The sequence below is a fragment of the Bradyrhizobium sp. BRP23 genome, assembly GCF_020194135.1.
GTDB classification, from domain to species: domain Bacteria; phylum Pseudomonadota; class Alphaproteobacteria; order Rhizobiales; family Xanthobacteraceae; genus Bradyrhizobium; species Bradyrhizobium yuanmingense.
In genome coordinates, this window is record NZ_JADYVW010000002.1 from 523,815 (window position 1) to 541,120 (window position 17,306).

The following is a 17,306-nucleotide window of genomic DNA, read 5'->3' on the forward strand; positions in this document are numbered from 1 at the left end:
ATTAAGATGCGATTATTTATTTAATCGGTATGCTCATGCTGGTTCAAAAGGCGACCGCCTTCGGCCGGGGAACTCGGCACGTTTTTTGGGAGCAGGATATTCCAGCCCTTTGGCAGGAATCGGCGTTCGCGAGCGCTTTCGCGGGTTTCGACGCACTTGGCCTCTGGGCTCCGCGGGTTGTTGATCGACCAGTAAGCGGATCATTCGCTCCAGTGAGTGACGCCGCGTTCTTCAAACAGGCGCATCGGACCGACTCGGCGGGCTTGCGCGGCGTCATGCCCGCTCTCTTCGCTGCACCTTCCAGGTCTCGATTGCCTGCGCTGCTAGCTTCGACATCTTTGACGAGCGGTCATAATGGCCTGGCGCCAACGTTCTCATCTGTGGCGGGCGAAGCGGCGCAGAGATCACAATCGGCTTCCACTCCCGGCGCCACTCACTGGGTCCATCCGACTGACGGCGCCTGGAATGTCGCAGCGAACTGGAGCGCCGGGCTCCCAGGCGCCATCGACGCTGCGTTCCTCGATGCAGCAGGAACGTATGTCGTCACGAGCTCGGCCGGTGTTGATATTGGGGGTCTGATCCTCGATGCAGGTGCGACGCTTTCGTTGAATGCCGGCTCGCCGTTTATCGTCGAAGGCGATGTGCTGAACAATGGGACAGTCGAGGTTGGAGCGTTCCTCGGCAATCGCATTCCGACCGGGGAGTTCAGGGGTGACGTCAGCGGTACTGGATCTTTCGAGATTGCAGACAAGGCGATCCTGGAGATCGGAGGTTCGGTTTCCGGCCAGTTCTTGAATGGATCGTTCTCCGGCATAACGGTGTCGTTCGAAACGGGAACTGGCACGCTTGTCCTCGATCAGTCGGCCAACTTCCACGGCTTGATCGCGGGTTCGTCGCCGGGAGCGCCGCTTGCGCCAGGCAACCTCATCGACTTGAAGGATCTCCCCTTTACATCGTCGATGTCGGCGACCGTCCAATACGACAATAGCTCGAATATCAGCACGGTCGATTTCAGCAACGGTGCGGCCAATGTCTCCTTGCTGTTCTCGGGGATGGACTTGAATTGGAATTTTGAAAGCGATGGGCAGGGAGGCACCATTGTTTCCGATCCGCCCACGAATCCCATTGTACTGGAAAACCAGAAGCCAGGTACGCCGAAGAGTGTCTGGCAGATTCAGCCGGGCGAGAATTCAACTCTGACAGAAGGATTTGCGACAGCAATCAGCACCAATGTCGGAGGGACGGTCCAATTCAAGATCAACAACCTGACCGGCAACCCGAACTATCGCGTCGATGTCTACCGGCTCGGCTATTACGGCGGCGATGGTGCCAGGCTGGTTACGAGCCTGCAGCATCAGGCCGCAACGGCGGTCGTCCAACCCGATCCATTGCGCGATCCGTCGACCGGGCTCGTCGATGCCGGCAATTGGAGCGTGACCGATTCCTGGAGCGTACCGGCCGATGCGGTCTCGGGCGTCTACATAGCCAGCGTCGTCAACGGCACCGAGATTTTCCAGATCCCATTCATCATAAGGAACGACGCTTCGCACAGCGACATCGTCCTCCAGACAAGTGATCAGGACTGGCAAGCCTACAATGGCTGGGGAGGGGCCAACCTATATTTCGGGAATGGTCCGGGCGTCCGTGGATCAGCCTACGCGGTCAGTTACAATCGCCCCCTCATAACGCGTGACGGCGAGGGAACTTTTTCCGAGGGGGGAGACTCCCCGTTCACGGCTGAGTTTGCGGCCATTCAGTGGCTCGAGCAAAACGGGTACGACGTTTCTTACATTTCGGGAATCGATGCTGCGACAAACGGCTCGTTGTTGCTCAATCACAAAATCTTCATGGACGCGGGGCACGACGAGTATTGGACCGAAGCTCAGCGTGCCAACGTACAGGCCGCAGCGCATGCTGGCGTGAACCTTGCATTTCTCACAGGCAACGAGATCTATTGGAAAACAAGGTTGGCACCCAGCATCGATGGCAGCGGATCAGCCAATCGCACACTCATTAGCTACAAGGATACGCACGCAAATGCGTTGATTGATCCAACGGGACAGGCGACCGGCAATTTCTCTGACCCGCGGTTCGGTCCGCCTCTCCCCTCGAACGAGTTGACCGGTACATTGTTCGCGGTCAACGCATTCCGGTACGATACGATCACGATACCGTATCCAATGACCCAGTTGCGCTTCTGGCGCAATACGGCCGTCGCGCAAACGTCACCCGGGCAGACCGCCTCGCTCGTACCTGGCCTGTTAGGCGTTGAATGGGACACGGCGCCGGACAACGGATTTCGCCCAGCGGGGTTGATGAGTGTCTCATCTACCACATTGCAGGTGAATGGACAGCTTCTCCTCGATTATGGCAACACGTTCGCAAACGGCACGGCAACCCACAATCTCGTGCTGCATCGGGATCCCGTCAGTGGCGCACTGATATTCTCGGCCGGTTCGATCAACTGGCCCTGGGCGCTCGCAAGCGACCACGACGGACCTGCGACTCCGGTAGACCCAAATGTCCAGCAGGCGATGGTCAACCTTTTCGCTGATATGGGCGTTCAGCCGGCGACGCTGCAAGCAAACCTGACGGCCGCGATTCGGTCGACCGACACTACGGCGCCGACGTCTAGTATCGGCAATCTCTCGGCTGCCAGCGTTGTCGAGGGGCAATCGATCACGGTGACGGGGACGGCCAATGACGCGGGCGGAAAGATTGCCGGCGTCGAAATTTCCACAGATGGTGGAAACACCTGGCACCCAACCAACAGCAATGTCGGCGCGGCGACCGCGACCTGGTCATACACGTTCGTCACAGGGACCAAAGGGACCTATAATCTCAGAACCAGGGCGGTCGACGACAGCCTGAACCTGGAAACATCCGGTGCGGGCACAACCTACACGGTCACACCATCTTCCAACCTGACACTCTTCAGTAGTGCCGATACGCCTGCGTTGCTCTCAGACAGCGACTCCGCCTCGGTTGAGCTCGGCGTCAGATTCGTCCCGGCCGTGTCGGGGAAGATCACCGGCATTCGCTTCTACAAAGGGCCTCAGAATACTGGCACCCACATCGGAGATCTCTGGACCGCAAACGGTACGCTGCTTGCGAGCGCCACCTTCACCAATGAAACCGCGAGCGGCTGGCAGCAGGTCAATTTCGCCACGCCTGTCAGCGTGAACGCTGGCACGACGTATGTTGCTTCCTATCACGCGAACACCGGTCACTATTCCTCGACCGACTTCTACTTCATCGGTTATGGAGGCGTTACGAAAGGTGCGCTCACCGCGCCGGGTAGCAGTCTCAACGGTGTCTATGCCTATGGCAGCGGCCCGACCTTCCCCGGCACCGTTTCCTCAACGAAAGCTCCGAATTATTGGGTAGACGTCGTTTTCGATGATTCAGGCGTGGCGTCGCCACAAGCTAATGGCGACAGTGGCTTCACGGTTACCCAGAATGGCTTGCTGAATATCGCGGCATCGACGTTGCTTGCGAACGACACCAACCCCTCCGGGCTGGCTTTCTCGCTTACCAGCGTCGGTAACCCGGTCAACGGAAGCGTAAGCTACAACTCGCAGAACCAGACGGTGACCTTTGCTCCTACCGATGGCTATGCCGGCGCGGCAAGTTTCACGTACACGATCACAGACACGAGCGGCCAAAGTGGTTCCGGCCAAGTGTCCCTCAAGGTCAACTATCCGGTCTCCGCGCAGAGCCTGTTCGGCACCAATGATGCGCCAAGCGTCCCCAATTCCGGGGATACGAGCCCTGTCGAAGTCGGAGTCAAGTTCACTGCATCGGTGAACGGGACAATAACCGGCCTGCGCTTCTACAAGGGATCGTTGAATACGGGTCCCCATATTGCGGATCTCTGGAGCTCGACCGGAACTCTGCTCGCAACTGCGACATTCACGAACGAGACAGCCAGCGGCTGGCAGCAGGTCAACTTCTCCACGCCTGTGACGATTACGGCAGGCACCATTTATGTCGCATCCTACCACACCAACGGCAACTATTCTGGAACCCAGAACTATTTCACGACATCGCTTGCCAACGGGCAGCTAACGGCTCCGGCTGTCGGCAACGGAGTCTATGCCTACGGATCCGGAAGCACGTTCCCGACGAATACCTTCAAATCCTCGAACTACTGGGTCGACGTCGTCTTCAATGGCTCCTCCAGTCCCAACAATACGGCGCCAACTGCGGTCGCCGACACCGCTGAAGCCACCGAAAAGGGCGGCGTGAGCAACAGCGTCGGTGGCACGGCGGCGACTGGCAACGTGCTGACCAACGATACCGATCCCGACGCGGGCGATACCAAGACGGTCACCGCCGTCAGCTTCGGCTCGACCGGCGGCACACTCGGTTCAGCGCTGTCTGGAGCGCACGGCAGCCTTGTGCTCAATGCCTCCGGCGGCTTCACATATACGGTCAACGAGACCGATGCGGCCGTGCAGGCCTTGCGGCAGTCGACCGACACGCTCAGCGATATCTTCAATTACACGATGCGCGACGCCGCCGGCGCCACGGCATCGTCCACACTCACCGTCACAATCCATGGCGCCAACGACGCGCCGGTGCTGGCCGCCCAGACCGGCAATCAGACCGCAACGGTCGGTACGCCATTCTCGTTGACGCTGCCTGCGGGTACCTTCACCGACGTCGATTCCGGGGATTCGCTCGCCTACACGGCGACAGCCGCCGACGGCACGGCACTTCCCGCATGGCTGACCTTCAACGCCTCGACGCGGACCTTCAGCGGTACACCAACGTCCAGCAATGTTGGCACCCTCAGCATCAAGGCCTCGGCCACCGATCTCGGCGGCCTGTCAGCCAGCGAGACGTTTGATCTCACGGTGACGACAACGCCCTCAACCGTGAGCCTGTTCTCGAGCTCGGACACGCCGGCCATCCTGTCGGATTCCGATGCGTCGCAAGTCAATCTTGGCGTGAAATTTACGTCCTCCGTGGCCGGCACGATCACTGGCGTCAAGTACTACAAGAGTGCAAACGACCCCGGGACTCATACGGGCTCGTTGTGGAGCAGTACCGGCACGCTGCTGGCGAGTGCGACGTTCACCAACGAGGGCAGCAGTGGCTGGCAGACCGTCACATTCAGCAATCCCGTGTCCATCTCGGCTGGCACGACCTACGTGGCGAGCTTTCACAGCAATGGCCATTATGCGTCCACCACCAACTACTTTACCACCGCGCGCACCAGCGGTCCGCTCACGGCTCCTGCGAGCATCAACGGCGTCTACACCTACGGCACCGCTAACCTGTTTCCGACCAGCACGTACAACGCCAGCAACTACTGGGTCGACGTCGTCTTCAACGGCTCCTCCAGTCCCAACAATACGGCGCCAACTGCGGTCGCCGACACCGCTGATGCCACCGAAAAGGGCGGCGTGAGCAACAGCGTCGGTGGCACGGCGGCGACTGGCAACGTGCTGACCAACGATACCGATCCCGATGCGGGCGACACCAAGACGGTCACCGCCGTCAGCTTCGGCTCGACCGGCGGCACACTCGGTTCAGCGCTGTCTGGAGCGCACGGCAGCCTTGTGCTCAATGCCTCGGGCGGCTTCACATATACGGTCAACGAGACCGATGCGGCCGTGCAGGCCTTGCGGCAGTCGACCGACACGCTCAGCGATATCTTCAATTACACGATGCGCGACGCCGCCGGCGCCACGGCATCGTCCACACTCACCGTCACAATCCATGGCGCCAACGACGCGCCGGTGCTGGCCGCCCAGACCGGCAATCAGACCGCAACGGTCGGTACGCCATTCTCGTTGACGCTGCCTGCGGGTACCTTCACCGACGTCGATTCCGGGGATTCGCTCGCCTACACGGCGACAGCCGCCGACGGCACGGCACTTCCCGCATGGCTGACCTTCAACGCCTCGACGCGGACCTTCAGCGGTACACCAACGTCCAGCAATGTTGGCACCCTCAGCATCAAGGCCTCGGCCACCGATCTCGGCGGCCTGTCAGCCAGCGAGACGTTTGATCTCACGGTGACGACAACGCCCTCAACCGTGAGCCTGTTCTCGAGCTCGGACACGCCGGCCATCCTGTCGGATTCCGATGCGTCGCAAGTCAATCTTGGCGTGAAATTTACGTCCTCCGTGGCCGGCACGATCACTGGCGTCAAGTACTACAAGAGTGCAAACGACCCCGGGACTCATACGGGCTCGTTGTGGAGCAGTACCGGCACGCTGCTGGCGAGTGCGACGTTCACCAACGAGAGCAGCAGTGGCTGGCAGACCGTCACATTCAGCAATCCCGTCTCCATCTCGGCTGGCACGACCTATGTGGCGAGCTTTCACAGCAATGGTCATTATGCGTCCACCACCAACTACTTCACCACCGCGCGCACCAGCGGTCCACTCACGGCTCCTGCGAGCATCAACGGCGTCTACACCTACGGCGCCGGCAATCTGTTCCCGACCAGCACGTACAACGCCAGCAATTACTGGGTCGACGTCGTCTTCAACGGAACCAGCGGCAGCAACCAGCAACCGGTGGCTACGACTGACAGCGGCTTCCACGCCACTCAAGGCGTCCCTCTCACTATCGACGGGGCGGCACTGCTTGCCAACGATACCGATCCGAACGGAGACGCTCTGACGATCACTGGCGTGAGCGGTGCCGCTAATGGGACCGCCAGCTTCAACGCCCAGAACAATTCGGTGACGTTTACGTCAGCGAGCGGCTTTACCGGGCCGACTTCTTTCGACTACTCCATCTCAGACGGCCGTGGCGGCACTGCAAGCGCCTCCGTCAACGTGACGGTGCATGCCCCATCGTCCAACGTCGTTAGCCTGTTCAGCTCCAATCCCACGCCGAGTGTTGTATCGGCCAACGATGGCCAGGCGATCGAGGTTGGTATGAAATTCCAGGCCTCCGCCCCAGGTGATATCATCGGGCTACGCTTCTACAAGGGACCGTCCAACACGGGTACGCACGTTGCCGATCTGTGGAGCAGTACCGGCACGCTTCTGGCGACGGCCACGTTCACCAACGAAACGGCGAGTGGCTGGCAGCAGGTCAGCTTCAGCACTCCGGTGACGATCGCGGCGGGGACCACGTATATTGCGTCTTACCACAGTGCGGGGGGCTATTCTGCGGATCCAAACCTCTTCGCCAGCTCCCTCACGAGTGGACCGCTAACGGCTCCGTCGTCGTCGTCGAGCGGCGGCAACGGCGTTTACGCGTATGGGACCGATAGTTTGTTCCCGACGAGCAGTTTCAACGCGACGAGTTACGCCGTAGACGTCCTGTTCAGACCTCAGCTAGCAGCATAGGAGACGTAAGATGCACGCCGAACTTTATACCGATGGAATCGAAGAAATTACCGTCAGTGGAACCATCGTCCGCGTCGATCTGGTCAGTCTTTCACCGACAGAGCGTGACGCCAACAACGCTCCGAAGCGCGTATTTTCTCAGCGGCTGATCTTTTCGGTCGAATCTTTCGCTAACTCGGTCGACATAATGCAGAAGGCGCTCCAGGGCCTGGTCGATGCGGGCGTCGTCCGGCGGAACCAGCCAGCTCAATCGCACAACGGTGCGTCGGGAGTACGTGATGCGCTGGCGCACAACACACGGTCTCTGAATGCCTCTTCGAACTTCCGCTGACATCGATGCCGCTGGCGGCGCGAAGGACCGGGTTGCGGACGCGCCCGCGCCCGGATTGTCGACCCAGACGGCATTGGAATGCCTGTCCAAGGTTTCCAGTCACCATGGCATAGATCTGCCGGTCGAACGCTTGAAGCATGCGTATGCGGTAGCCAGCCCGCTCTCGTTGAATCTCCTGCTGCGCATGGCGAAGGATGCAGGCCTGCGCGCGAGGAGCACGAAGCTGGATTGGGGCGCGCTGATTCATCTTGGAGAGGCCTATCCGGCGCTGGCGAGGCTCGCCAATGGCAACTGGATCGCCGTTCTTGGTGCGGGACGGCGAACTGATGGCACCGAGGTCGTCAGCATCTTCGACCCGCTCGCCGACCGCAAGCACGAGGTCTTGGTTGTCGAGCGCGATCGATTCTGTGCGCAGTGGGCCGGTGACACGATCCTGATCAAGCGCGAGCAGTTGACACAGGATGGCCGAGGGAGTTTCGGCCTCCGGTGGTTTATGCCGGAACTGCTTCTTCAATGGCGGCTGTTCAGGGACGTCGCCATTGCCGCCATCCTGCTCTATGCGTTGGGCCTCGTCATCCCGATATTTTTCCAGCTCGTCATCGACAAGGTTTTGGTTCACGAAAGCTTCACCACTCTGTACGTACTCGCGGTAGGAGCGGCCGTAGCGCTCGTCTTTGACGCGATATTCGGCTTTCTGCGGCGCTACTTGTTGCTATATGCGACCAACAGGGTCGACATTCGCGTCGCTACGAAGACGTTCGGTCATCTCCTCGGGCTACCGGTTACGTTTTTCGAGCACATGGCCGCCGGAGTCCTGGTCAAGCACATGCAGCAGGCGGCGAGGATCCGTGAGTTTCTGACCGGGCGCTTGTTTCTGACGACCCTCGATGCGCTTTCGCTGTTCGTCTTCCTGCCGGTCCTTGCGCTTTATAGCGTCAAATTGACTTTGATGGTCCTGGCCTTCACCGCCGCGAGCGGCGCCGTCGTCGGCCTGCTTATGGGTCCATTTCGACGACGACTGTACGATCTATATCAAGCGGAAGGTGCGCGGCAGGCTCTCCTCGTCGAAACAGTTCACGGCATGCGCACCGTGAAATCGCTGGGGATGGAGCCAGCGCAGAGCAGGGTTTGGGATAGCCGCTGCGCGCAATCCGTGACCATGCGATTCGGTGTCGAGAAGATCTCCGCAGGCGCCCAGGCGCTTACCGGATTTCTCGAGAAGATCATGACGCTCGGAATCATTTCCGTCGGGGCACTCGATGTCTTCGCCGGCGAAATGACAATCGGCGCGTTGGTCGCCTTCAATATGCTGGCCGGCAGGGTCTCCGGACCGCTGGTCCAGCTCGTGACCATGGTGCACGAATACCAGGAAGTGGCTCTTGCCGTGAAAATGCTCGGCGAGGTGATGAATCAGAGGCCTGAGCGCGACGGTCGGAAAGATGGGCTGCGGCCCGACCTTGCCGGCAAAATCGAGTTCGAAAGTGTCTCTTTTCGCTACGGATCCGAAGGATCGCCGGCGCTTGATGATGTCTCCTTCACCGTCGAGCCAGGATCGATCTTCGGGATCGTGGGACGGAGCGGCTCAGGCAAGACGACTCTCACCAGGCTGATTTCGGGCATGTATCCGGTGCAGCAGGGGCTGCTGCGCATCGACGGATATGACTCGAGGGAGCTCGACCTCGCGCATCTGCGCCGAAACCTTGGGATCGTCCTGCAAGACAATTTCCTGTTTCGCGGGACGATTCGCGACAATATCGCCTGCGTGAAACGTGATGCCACCTTTGCCGAGGTCGTCGCTGCAGCTCAGCTCGCAGGCGCCGACGAGTTCATCGAACGGTTGCCGCGTGGCTTCGACACCATGCTTGAGGAGGATGCATCGAACCTGTCCGGCGGGCAGAAGCAGCGGCTCGCGATTGCGAGAGCTCTGATCGTCAATCCAAGGATCTTGATTTTCGATGAAGCGACGAGTGCCCTCGATGCCGAAAGCGAAATGATCATCAGGCGCAATCTCCGCCGTTTGGCGGCAGGACGTACCGTTATCGTCGTCTCGCATCGGTTGTCGATGCTGACCGAAGCAAGCCAGATCCTGGTGATGGACCGCGGCCGAATCGTCGATATGGATCGCCACGACCACCTCCTGTCGAAATGCACTATCTACAGGCATTTGTGGAATCAACAGATGAAGCAGATTGCATGAGGGAGACAGGTCCATCACGGGCGGATGTGAATCCGAACGGTCTCGTTCCGGCCAGATCGGTCGAGCGCCGCCGCAAGTTATTCAGGCCAGTACCGAGGCGAGCGCCAGTCATCGCCGAATTCCAGTCCGATGCGACCGAACTCGAGCAGCAAGCGCCACCGCGGTTCGCGCGCTTCACCCTTTACGGCGTACTTGCACTAATTGCTTTCGTGGTCATCTGGGCTTCCGTTTCGCAGGTGGAGATGATCGTCACGGCGCAGGGAAAACTTACCACGACGCGTCCCAACCTGGTCGTGCAGCCGTTGGAAACGTCGGTCATACGCGAGATCCACGTCAAGGCCGGTGATCGCGTCAACCGCGGCGACGTTCTGGCGACGCTCGATCCGACGTTTTCGCAGGCGGATTTCGACCAACTGCGCGGCAGAGTGGCTGGATTCGATGCGTCGATCGATCGTCTGAGCGCTGAATTGAACGGAATCGAGTATGCCGTCAAAGAGCTGACGAACGCGGATCAGATCCTGCAAGGCAAGTTGTTCTTGCAGAGGAGAGCCGCCTACGAGGCGCAGATTCAGAACTACGACGCACAGATCGCATCCGCGCAAGCCAATCTCAAGACGGCACAGAATGAAGAGGCGGTTCTCCTTCAACGGCTCGACACGATGCGTTCGATTGAAGCGATGCGGACCACGCTGATGGATAAGGAGGTCGGTTCGAGGCTGAACTTCCTGCTGTCTCGCGATGCTCGGCTCGAGGTCGAAAGCAATCTGGCGCGTGTTCGCGGCAGTATCGCCGATAGTACCCATCGGCTGGAGAAGGCCCGCGCTGATCAGAAAGTGTTCGCCGAGGAGTTTCGTCGCACCACCTATCAGGAACTGGTGGATACGCTGCCGAAGCGCAATAGTGCAGCAGAGGAATTGAAGAAGGCCGAGCTTCGTCGACAGTTGATCATCCTGCAGGCGCCGGCAGATGCCGTGGTGCTGGATATCGCGAACCGAACAGTCGGCTCGGTGGTTCGCGAGGCCGAAACGTTGTTTGTTCTGGTTCCGCGCGACGTGCCGCTTCAGGCGGAGGTCAACGTCGAGGGGCGGGATATCGGTCAGGTGGCGCTCGGACAGTCGGTTCGGATCAAGTTCGAAGCGTTTCCCTTCCAGAAGTATGGAACTGCAACGGGAGAAGTCCGCGTCATCAGTCAGGATACGTTCTCCCCGGATACGAAGGCCGAAGGTGCGCGCCGCGCGCCAGCTCCCTATTACCGCGTACTGGTCGATTTGTCGGACACGCACCTTCGGCTGCCGGCTGAACGCATTCAACTGATTCCGGGTATGGCGGTGACGGCCGAACTGAAAGTCGGCAAGCGCACCGTGATCTCCTACTTCCTCTATCCATTGCTACGCGGACTGGATGAAAGCATCCGGGAGTACTAGGTAATTCAGCGTAGATGCCGGTTCAGGTAGATCAGTCCTCATCCGGAGAGGGCGCGCGCTCGCGAGAGTCGAACTACGCCCTTTGAGGCTTGGTGCTGCAGCCCGAACATGGCCGCCGGGCGCACACCCAACGTCTGGATGGATGTTTCCCGACCAGTAAAATCGCTCGCAGGAGGCGTGATCTCCAAACGCTCAATGTGTTGCTTGTCTGTCCACCTGCCGCCTGAGAGCACTAGGCCTTAGCAGATACTTCGTCCAACGTCCCTCTGCTGACTGCACTTCAGGGCCGAAGTATGCCTTCGGGGTGGCATTACAGGCGATTGTCGAAGAGTGCTGCGCGCGCTGTCGGGTGCGCGTGTCGGCACTTGCATCGAACTGACGGAGGAAGTCGCGGCGATGGAGGGCAAGAGCGCCGCACGCTGTTTCATTCCATATCGTCAACCGCGGGGCCGAAAGCTTCAAAGTCGCGAACAAATACCGCGAGAAAATAGGGACGGATCTAAAATTTTAATTTATTTATCTTCTTGAAAATAACCGCCCGGACGGTATTATAGAATAATAATTAAATGCTGTTTCGATTGAATAATACATTTTTCTTCAGAGGGTTGCGGTGCGTGCGTGGATGTTTGCGATGGTCCTTCGATACTCAAGGTATGGCCGACACCGTCGATCTCGCGAGCGCGGTTGTGGGCTGGCCGGCGTTCGACATCTTCGCATGCGCAGTGGGCGTCGCCTCGTATGTAGTTCCACCGCGAATGGCCGGACCGCATTTGTCAGGAGCCAAGTCGCGTGTGGTGGCGGTACGTCACCTTGTTCGCATGTCAAACGCATCTATGAAGGACTCGCGTTATGATTTTCGTAACAGTCGGAACGCAAGTGCAATTCGACCGTCTGATCCGAACGGTCGACGAATGGGCCGGTGCACGCGCAAGGAGCGATGTTTTCGCTCAGATCGGGCCATCAAACTATCCATTCAAGCACATCCGTACCGAGCGGTTCATTGACCCAAGTCGATTCAAAAGTTGCGTCGAGGCGGCAAGCGTGGTGATCGCTCATGCAGGCATGGGCTCCATTATCACCGCCCTCGAGCTCGGAAAACGAATTATCGTCATGCCACGCCGTGCGAGCCTGGGTGAACACCGAAACGATCATCAGATCGCAACGGCAAAACAGTTCGCCGCGCAAGGCCGTATTGAGGTCGCTTTCGAAGAACGGGAATTAACGGACAAATTGGATCAGTTGGACATCGTCAATCGATGCGAACGCCTCGGTGGTGAAGCATCGCCGCAGCTGATCATGGCAATTCGGAGTTTCATCGAAACGGGACATGTTCGTTCCGGACCTAACAGCGCTTCAGCTTAGGCGGTGGATATGAAAATGCGATACGGCCGAGCCTTTTCTCCTGTCCAGTCGTGCCGTAACGATGACGGAGACCTCCGCCTAAGCCAGCAACGAAGATTGCCAAAAGCGCACCGCTCTGCTCGACGTCGCCATGGCAACCGTGAGCTGGAATGTCCTAGACACACTGCGCGTCTGTCCGTGTTCACTTGGCCGCGGAGGTCAGCGGTGTGGCCATCGCCAGGACTGTCGAACTAACCTTTCAAGTTGAAAACCTCACGCGAGTTTTGATCACTGGTGCAGTTATGTCGAACGATACAGTTGGCATTGGGGTTGTCGGATACGGCTATTGGGGACCGAACCTGGTCCGCAATTTCGCTGCTCATCCTTCGGTACGTCTAGTTGGTATAAGCGACCTTGATCCGGAGAAGCTCGCGACCAGCAAGCGTCTTTATCCGGGAGCGATAACGACGTCCTGTTACGACGAATTGTTCAAGAACCCGGCCATCGATGCCGTGGCCATCGCTACGCCGGTTCATACACATTATGAATTGGCGCTATCCGCGCTCAAGGCGGGAAAGCACGTTCTGGTTGAAAAGCCGCTGGCACAAAGTTCAGATCTGGCCCGACGCCTGATCGATGAGGCAGCTCGGCGCGGTCTAATACTGAGCGTGGATCACACTTTCGTCTATACGCCGGCCGTGCGGAAAATCCGCGAGCTCTTGCTTAAGAAGGAGCTCGGTGAAGTCTATTACTACGACAGCACGCGGGCCAGCCTTGGCCTGTTCCAGAGCGACGTCAACGTGATCTGGGACTTAGCGGTGCACGACATTTCGATTATCCACCATATCTTGGATGAGAGGCCTGTTGCAGTTTCGGCGACGGGATCGTGCCATGTGGCCGGCTCGCCGGAAAGCATGGCCCATATCACATTGTTCTTCGATAGCACATGCGTTGCCCATATCAGCGTCAACTGGCTCTCGCCAATCAAGGTCCGCCAGACGTTCATTGGAGGCAGCAAGAAGATGATCGTCTATGACGATCTTGAACCGACGGAAAAGATCAAGGTGTATGACAAGGGTATCACCGTGGACGGCCCCTCCGATCACGCCCATCAATTCCGGATCGGTTATCGGGCTGGAGATATGTGGGCGCCCCACGTCGCTCCTAAGGAAGCGCTGCAGGTCGAGGTCGAGCATTTCATCGCTTGTGTGCGCAATGGGACGCCACCGATCTCGAGTGGCATGTCCGGACTGCGGGTGATCGAGGTCCTGGAGGCTGCATCTCGGTCGATCGCCGAACACGGCAAGCCGGTCCTACTGAAACGGCAGGAGTACAGGAGTCCGGAACGTGCGACGGCGACGGTTTGAAGCATTGGCGGGCGACACGGTATCCGCGAACAGCGCGACGGTCTCGCGATGAATTCGGTAGAACGTTCCATCCTGTTTTCAGCGGCCGACCGCTATGGCAGCCTTATCCTGGTCTTCGTTGCCACCGCTATCCTCGCTCGTCTGCTTTCGCCGGCAGAATTCGGGGTCTATGCAGTCGTCACTGCCATCACGACGGTGATTGGCGCATCCTTTTTTGAGTTCGGGGGCGGAAACTATCTGATTCAGAAGCGTGAATTATCCACGGCGGACGTTCGCTCCGCGTTCACCATCACGCTCGGAATATCGGTAGCAATTGCGCTTCTGCTGTTCGTGCTTGCGGGCCCGCTCTCGGAGCTCTTTGCCCAGGACAGTCTCAGAAAGGGCATCCAGGTGGCGGCGCTGAATTTTGTTCTAGTCCCGTTTCACGGGACAACATCCGCTCTGCTCCGCCGCGACATGAAATTCGGCACGCTGGCCGTGTGCAACCTGGCAACCGGAGCGGCGACGGCCGTCGCATCGATCGTGCTTGCGATGGCGGGATTCAGCTACATGGCGCCAATCTGGGGCGGATTGGCGGGGAGCATTGTATTCACCGTGATGCTGCTTGCCAATCATCGGGACTGGGGCGTCTTGCGTCCATCGCTGCTCGGGCATCGCGAGGTAGTCAACTTCGGTCTTTACTCCAGCGCGGTCAGCGTCATCAATCTCGTCTACAATCTGGCGCCGCAGCTGCTGCTCGCCAAGATCCTGGATTTTGGATCTGTCGGTCTGTACACCCGGGCTACCAATCTGACACAAATGTTCGACCGGCTCGTCGCGCAGGCTCTAAATCCTGTCATTATGCCGGCGATTGTCGCACAACGCAGGGCAGGGGCGGATCTGAAGGCCGTCTATCTCGAGGCAGTTGAACTCCTTTCGGCTGTGCAGTGGCCGTTCTTGATTTTTGTCGCGCTCATGGCTCAGCCGATCGTTCTGATTTGGCTCGGGCAGACGTGGCTGGAAATAGTTCCCTTGGTCCGCATTCTCTGCATTGCAAATCTTGCGCTATTCGCGGCTTGCCTTACCTATCCCGTGTTCCTCGCTGTTGGAAGCGTACGCGACGCCTTGGTCTCTTCGCTCATCTCGCTACCACCTTCGCTTCTGGTCGTTCTGGGCGCATCGTTTTTCGGCGTAGAGGCTGTCGCAAGCGCGGCCCTCGCAACACTGCCGTTCCAGACCGCCGTGGTGATATATTTCCTCAAACGTCATCTGGCCTTCAGTTCAGGGGAGTTTTTCCGCGCCTCTCTGAAGAGCGGCCTGGTGACGTTCGCTATGGCCCCCGGTGTACTGGCTTGCGCCGCATTGATCGAAGCGGGCATGCTTACTTCCCTGACCGGCCTGATACTGTCGTTCCCCATTGGCGGCCTCGGCTGGTGGTGCGGATTGACAATGACCGGCCATCCGCTGCTGCATCAGCTTCGCCACGTTGCAGACGGGCTCTTCCGGAGTGCGCCGAGGCTGCGTCGATCACGTCCGGCATAATCTGGAGGACAACCATGCCTATAACGAAGGATGTGAAGCTAGGCCGTGACGTCAGGATATTTCATCCCGAGCTGGTCAACCTGTATGGTTGCACCGTTGGCGATGAGAGCAAGATTGGAGCCTTCGTCGAGATTCAGGCGGGGGCAAAGATAGGTGCGCGTTGTAAGATTTCGTCGCATACCTTCGTCTGCGAGGGCGTCACGATCGAAGACGAAGTTTTCATCGGCCACGGTGTGATGTTCACGAACGACAAATATCCGAAGGCGACAACCGCAAATGGTCGTCCTCAGCTGGCTTCGGACTGGACACTTCAGCGCACTCACGTCGGTAGGAGAGCCTCCATCGGCTCGAATGCGACCATTCTATGCGGCGTGACGATCGGAGAGGGGGCCTCCGTAGGTGCGGGAGCGGTGGTGACAAAGGACATTCCCCCCGGCGCAGTCGTGGCCGGCGTGCCTGCTCGGATTCTGGCCGCCGCTGACGACGGGGTGCCAAGCGGTCGTAGCTCAGCAGAGCCGCTTCAGAAAGACTATCACCGGTAATATATATTCTGCTTGAATTTAACGCTTGATTAAATTTAATAGTGGGATTTAAATAGCTGATATAATGTCGATCAAATCAAGGCTTTGAATCTTGATACCCTTCCTGGACCTGAAAGCGCAATACAGCCAGATCAAGCCGGAAATCGACGCCGCAGTGGCGAGGGTCGTCAGTAGCGGGCACTTTGTGCTCGGACCCGAGGTCACAGCCTTCGAGGAACGCTTTGCAAACTATTGCAGGACCACCGCTTGTCGCGCGGTGAACAGTGGCACCTCGGCGCTTCACCTTGCCTTGCTGGCGGCCGGCGTCGGATCCGGTGACGAAGTCATCACGGTCTCCATGACGTTCGTCGCAACAACCGCAGCTATTCTCTACAGCGGCGCCAGGCCGGTATTTGTCGACGTTGACCCGGTAACATGGACGATGGATCCCAGCTTGATCGAAGCTGCGATCACACCGCGAACCAAGGCGATTCTGCCAGTTCACCTCCACGGGCTGATGGCCGACATGGATCCGATAATGGCCATAGCGCGTCGTCACGGGCTGGTCGTCATTGAGGACGCCGCGCAGGCGCACGGCGCGGAATATCGCGGACGTCGCGCAGGCTCGATCGGCGATCTGGGATGTTTCAGCTTTTATCCGGGCAAGAACCTCGGAGCGTTTGGCGAGGGTGGGGCGGTCGTCACCGACCGGCCTGAATTCGCACGCCGCGTGTCCCTGTTGCGGGATTGGGGGCAGGAAACGAAGTACGACCACGTCATTGCCGGATACAACTATCGCATGGACGAAATCCAGAGCGCGGTGCTGAATGTCAAGCTGGACTATATTGAGCATTGGACGGATGCACGTCGGTCGCTGGCTGAGCGATACAATGCGCTGCTTTCTGGTCTTCCATTCGCGCGTCCCCAGCCGCCCCAGTACGCCCGCCACGTGTATCACGTCTATGCGGTCAGATCGGAGCGCCGCGACGACGCGCTGAACCGGTTGCGTGATGCCGGGATTGGCGCCGGGATTCACTATCCCGTCCCAGTGCATCTGCAGAGGGCATATGCAGAACTCGGCTATCGGGCCGGTGATCTCCCCGTCACTGAGATGCTCGCGAACGACTTCCTCTCTCTTCCCATCTATCCCGAGTTGCCGCCGGAACGGACGGCCGAGGTTGTCGGAATATTGAGGAGTGCGGCGCTGCGGCCTAGCGCAGACATCAGCACCCGGTCGGAGCATCCACAAAGCTTCATGACATGGTCCCACAACAGGAGAGCGTCTTGA

9 protein-coding genes are annotated in these 17,306 nt (G+C 58.9%); all 9 read left to right on the top strand.

Annotated elements, in window-relative coordinates:
- Positions 1-35: 35 nt before the first annotated feature.
- The 9 genes from I6F24_RS06950 to I6F24_RS06990 all read left to right on the top strand — a co-directional run bounded on the left by I6F24_RS06950 (position 36) and on the right by I6F24_RS06990 (position 17,306).
- Positions 36-7,316, top strand: coding sequence for a DUF4082 domain-containing protein (locus tag I6F24_RS06950; protein ID WP_225151479.1), 7,281 nt, complete (start codon positions 36-38; stop codon positions 7,314-7,316).
- 10 nt (positions 7,317-7,326) lie between these two features.
- Positions 7,327-7,647: a hypothetical protein gene (locus I6F24_RS06955; protein WP_225151482.1), complete on the top strand. Its 321-nt coding sequence runs from the start codon at positions 7,327-7,329 to the stop codon at positions 7,645-7,647.
- A 55-nt stretch (positions 7,648-7,702) separates the two neighbouring features.
- The gene (locus I6F24_RS06960; protein WP_225151538.1) at positions 7,703-9,844 is read left to right on the top strand and encodes a peptidase domain-containing ABC transporter; all 2,142 of its coding nucleotides are present in this window, start codon (positions 7,703-7,705) and stop codon (positions 9,842-9,844) included.
- Entirely contained in the window at positions 9,841-11,268 is a 1,428-nt protein-coding gene (locus tag I6F24_RS06965) for an HlyD family type I secretion periplasmic adaptor subunit (RefSeq protein ID WP_225151483.1), read from the top strand. Before I6F24_RS06960 ends, I6F24_RS06965 begins: the two co-directional genes overlap by 4 nt.
- An 849-nt stretch (positions 11,269-12,117) precedes the next feature.
- Positions 12,118-12,630, top strand: a complete 513-nt coding sequence (locus I6F24_RS06970) for a glycosyltransferase (RefSeq protein ID WP_036029170.1) — start codon at positions 12,118-12,120, stop codon at positions 12,628-12,630.
- Between the two features lie 281 nt (positions 12,631-12,911).
- Entirely contained in the window at positions 12,912-13,976 is a 1,065-nt protein-coding gene (locus tag I6F24_RS06975; protein WP_036029172.1) for a Gfo/Idh/MocA family oxidoreductase, read from the top strand.
- Positions 13,977-14,024: 48 nt separating this feature from the next.
- On the top strand, positions 14,025-15,497 hold the full coding sequence (locus tag I6F24_RS06980) for a lipopolysaccharide biosynthesis protein (RefSeq protein ID WP_225151485.1): 1,473 nt from the start codon (positions 14,025-14,027) through the stop codon (positions 15,495-15,497).
- 14 nt (positions 15,498-15,511) lie between these two features.
- On the top strand, positions 15,512-16,039 hold the full coding sequence (locus I6F24_RS06985) for an acyltransferase (RefSeq protein ID WP_036029176.1): 528 nt from the start codon (positions 15,512-15,514) through the stop codon (positions 16,037-16,039).
- A gap of 91 nt (positions 16,040-16,130) precedes the next feature.
- Positions 16,131-17,306, top strand: a complete 1,176-nt coding sequence (locus I6F24_RS06990; RefSeq protein WP_225151487.1) for a DegT/DnrJ/EryC1/StrS family aminotransferase — start codon at positions 16,131-16,133, stop codon at positions 17,304-17,306.

What these genes read in the sequence shown, in the direction of transcription:
- I6F24_RS06955 (WP_225151482.1), top strand. Translation starts at nt 7,327, where the DNA reads ATGCACGCCGAACTTTATACCGATGGAATCGAAGAAATTACCGTCAGT.
- I6F24_RS06950 (WP_225151479.1), top strand. Translation starts at nt 36, where the DNA reads ATGCTGGTTCAAAAGGCGACCGCCTTCGGCCGGGGAACTCGGCACGTT.
- I6F24_RS06975 (WP_036029172.1), top strand. Translation starts at nt 12,912, where the DNA reads ATGTCGAACGATACAGTTGGCATTGGGGTTGTCGGATACGGCTATTGG.
- I6F24_RS06980 (WP_225151485.1), top strand. Translation starts at nt 14,025, where the DNA reads ATGAATTCGGTAGAACGTTCCATCCTGTTTTCAGCGGCCGACCGCTAT.
- I6F24_RS06985 (WP_036029176.1), top strand. Translation starts at nt 15,512, where the DNA reads ATGCCTATAACGAAGGATGTGAAGCTAGGCCGTGACGTCAGGATATTT.
- I6F24_RS06970 (WP_036029170.1), top strand. Translation starts at nt 12,118, where the DNA reads ATGATTTTCGTAACAGTCGGAACGCAAGTGCAATTCGACCGTCTGATC.
- I6F24_RS06965 (WP_225151483.1), top strand. Translation starts at nt 9,841, where the DNA reads ATGAGGGAGACAGGTCCATCACGGGCGGATGTGAATCCGAACGGTCTC.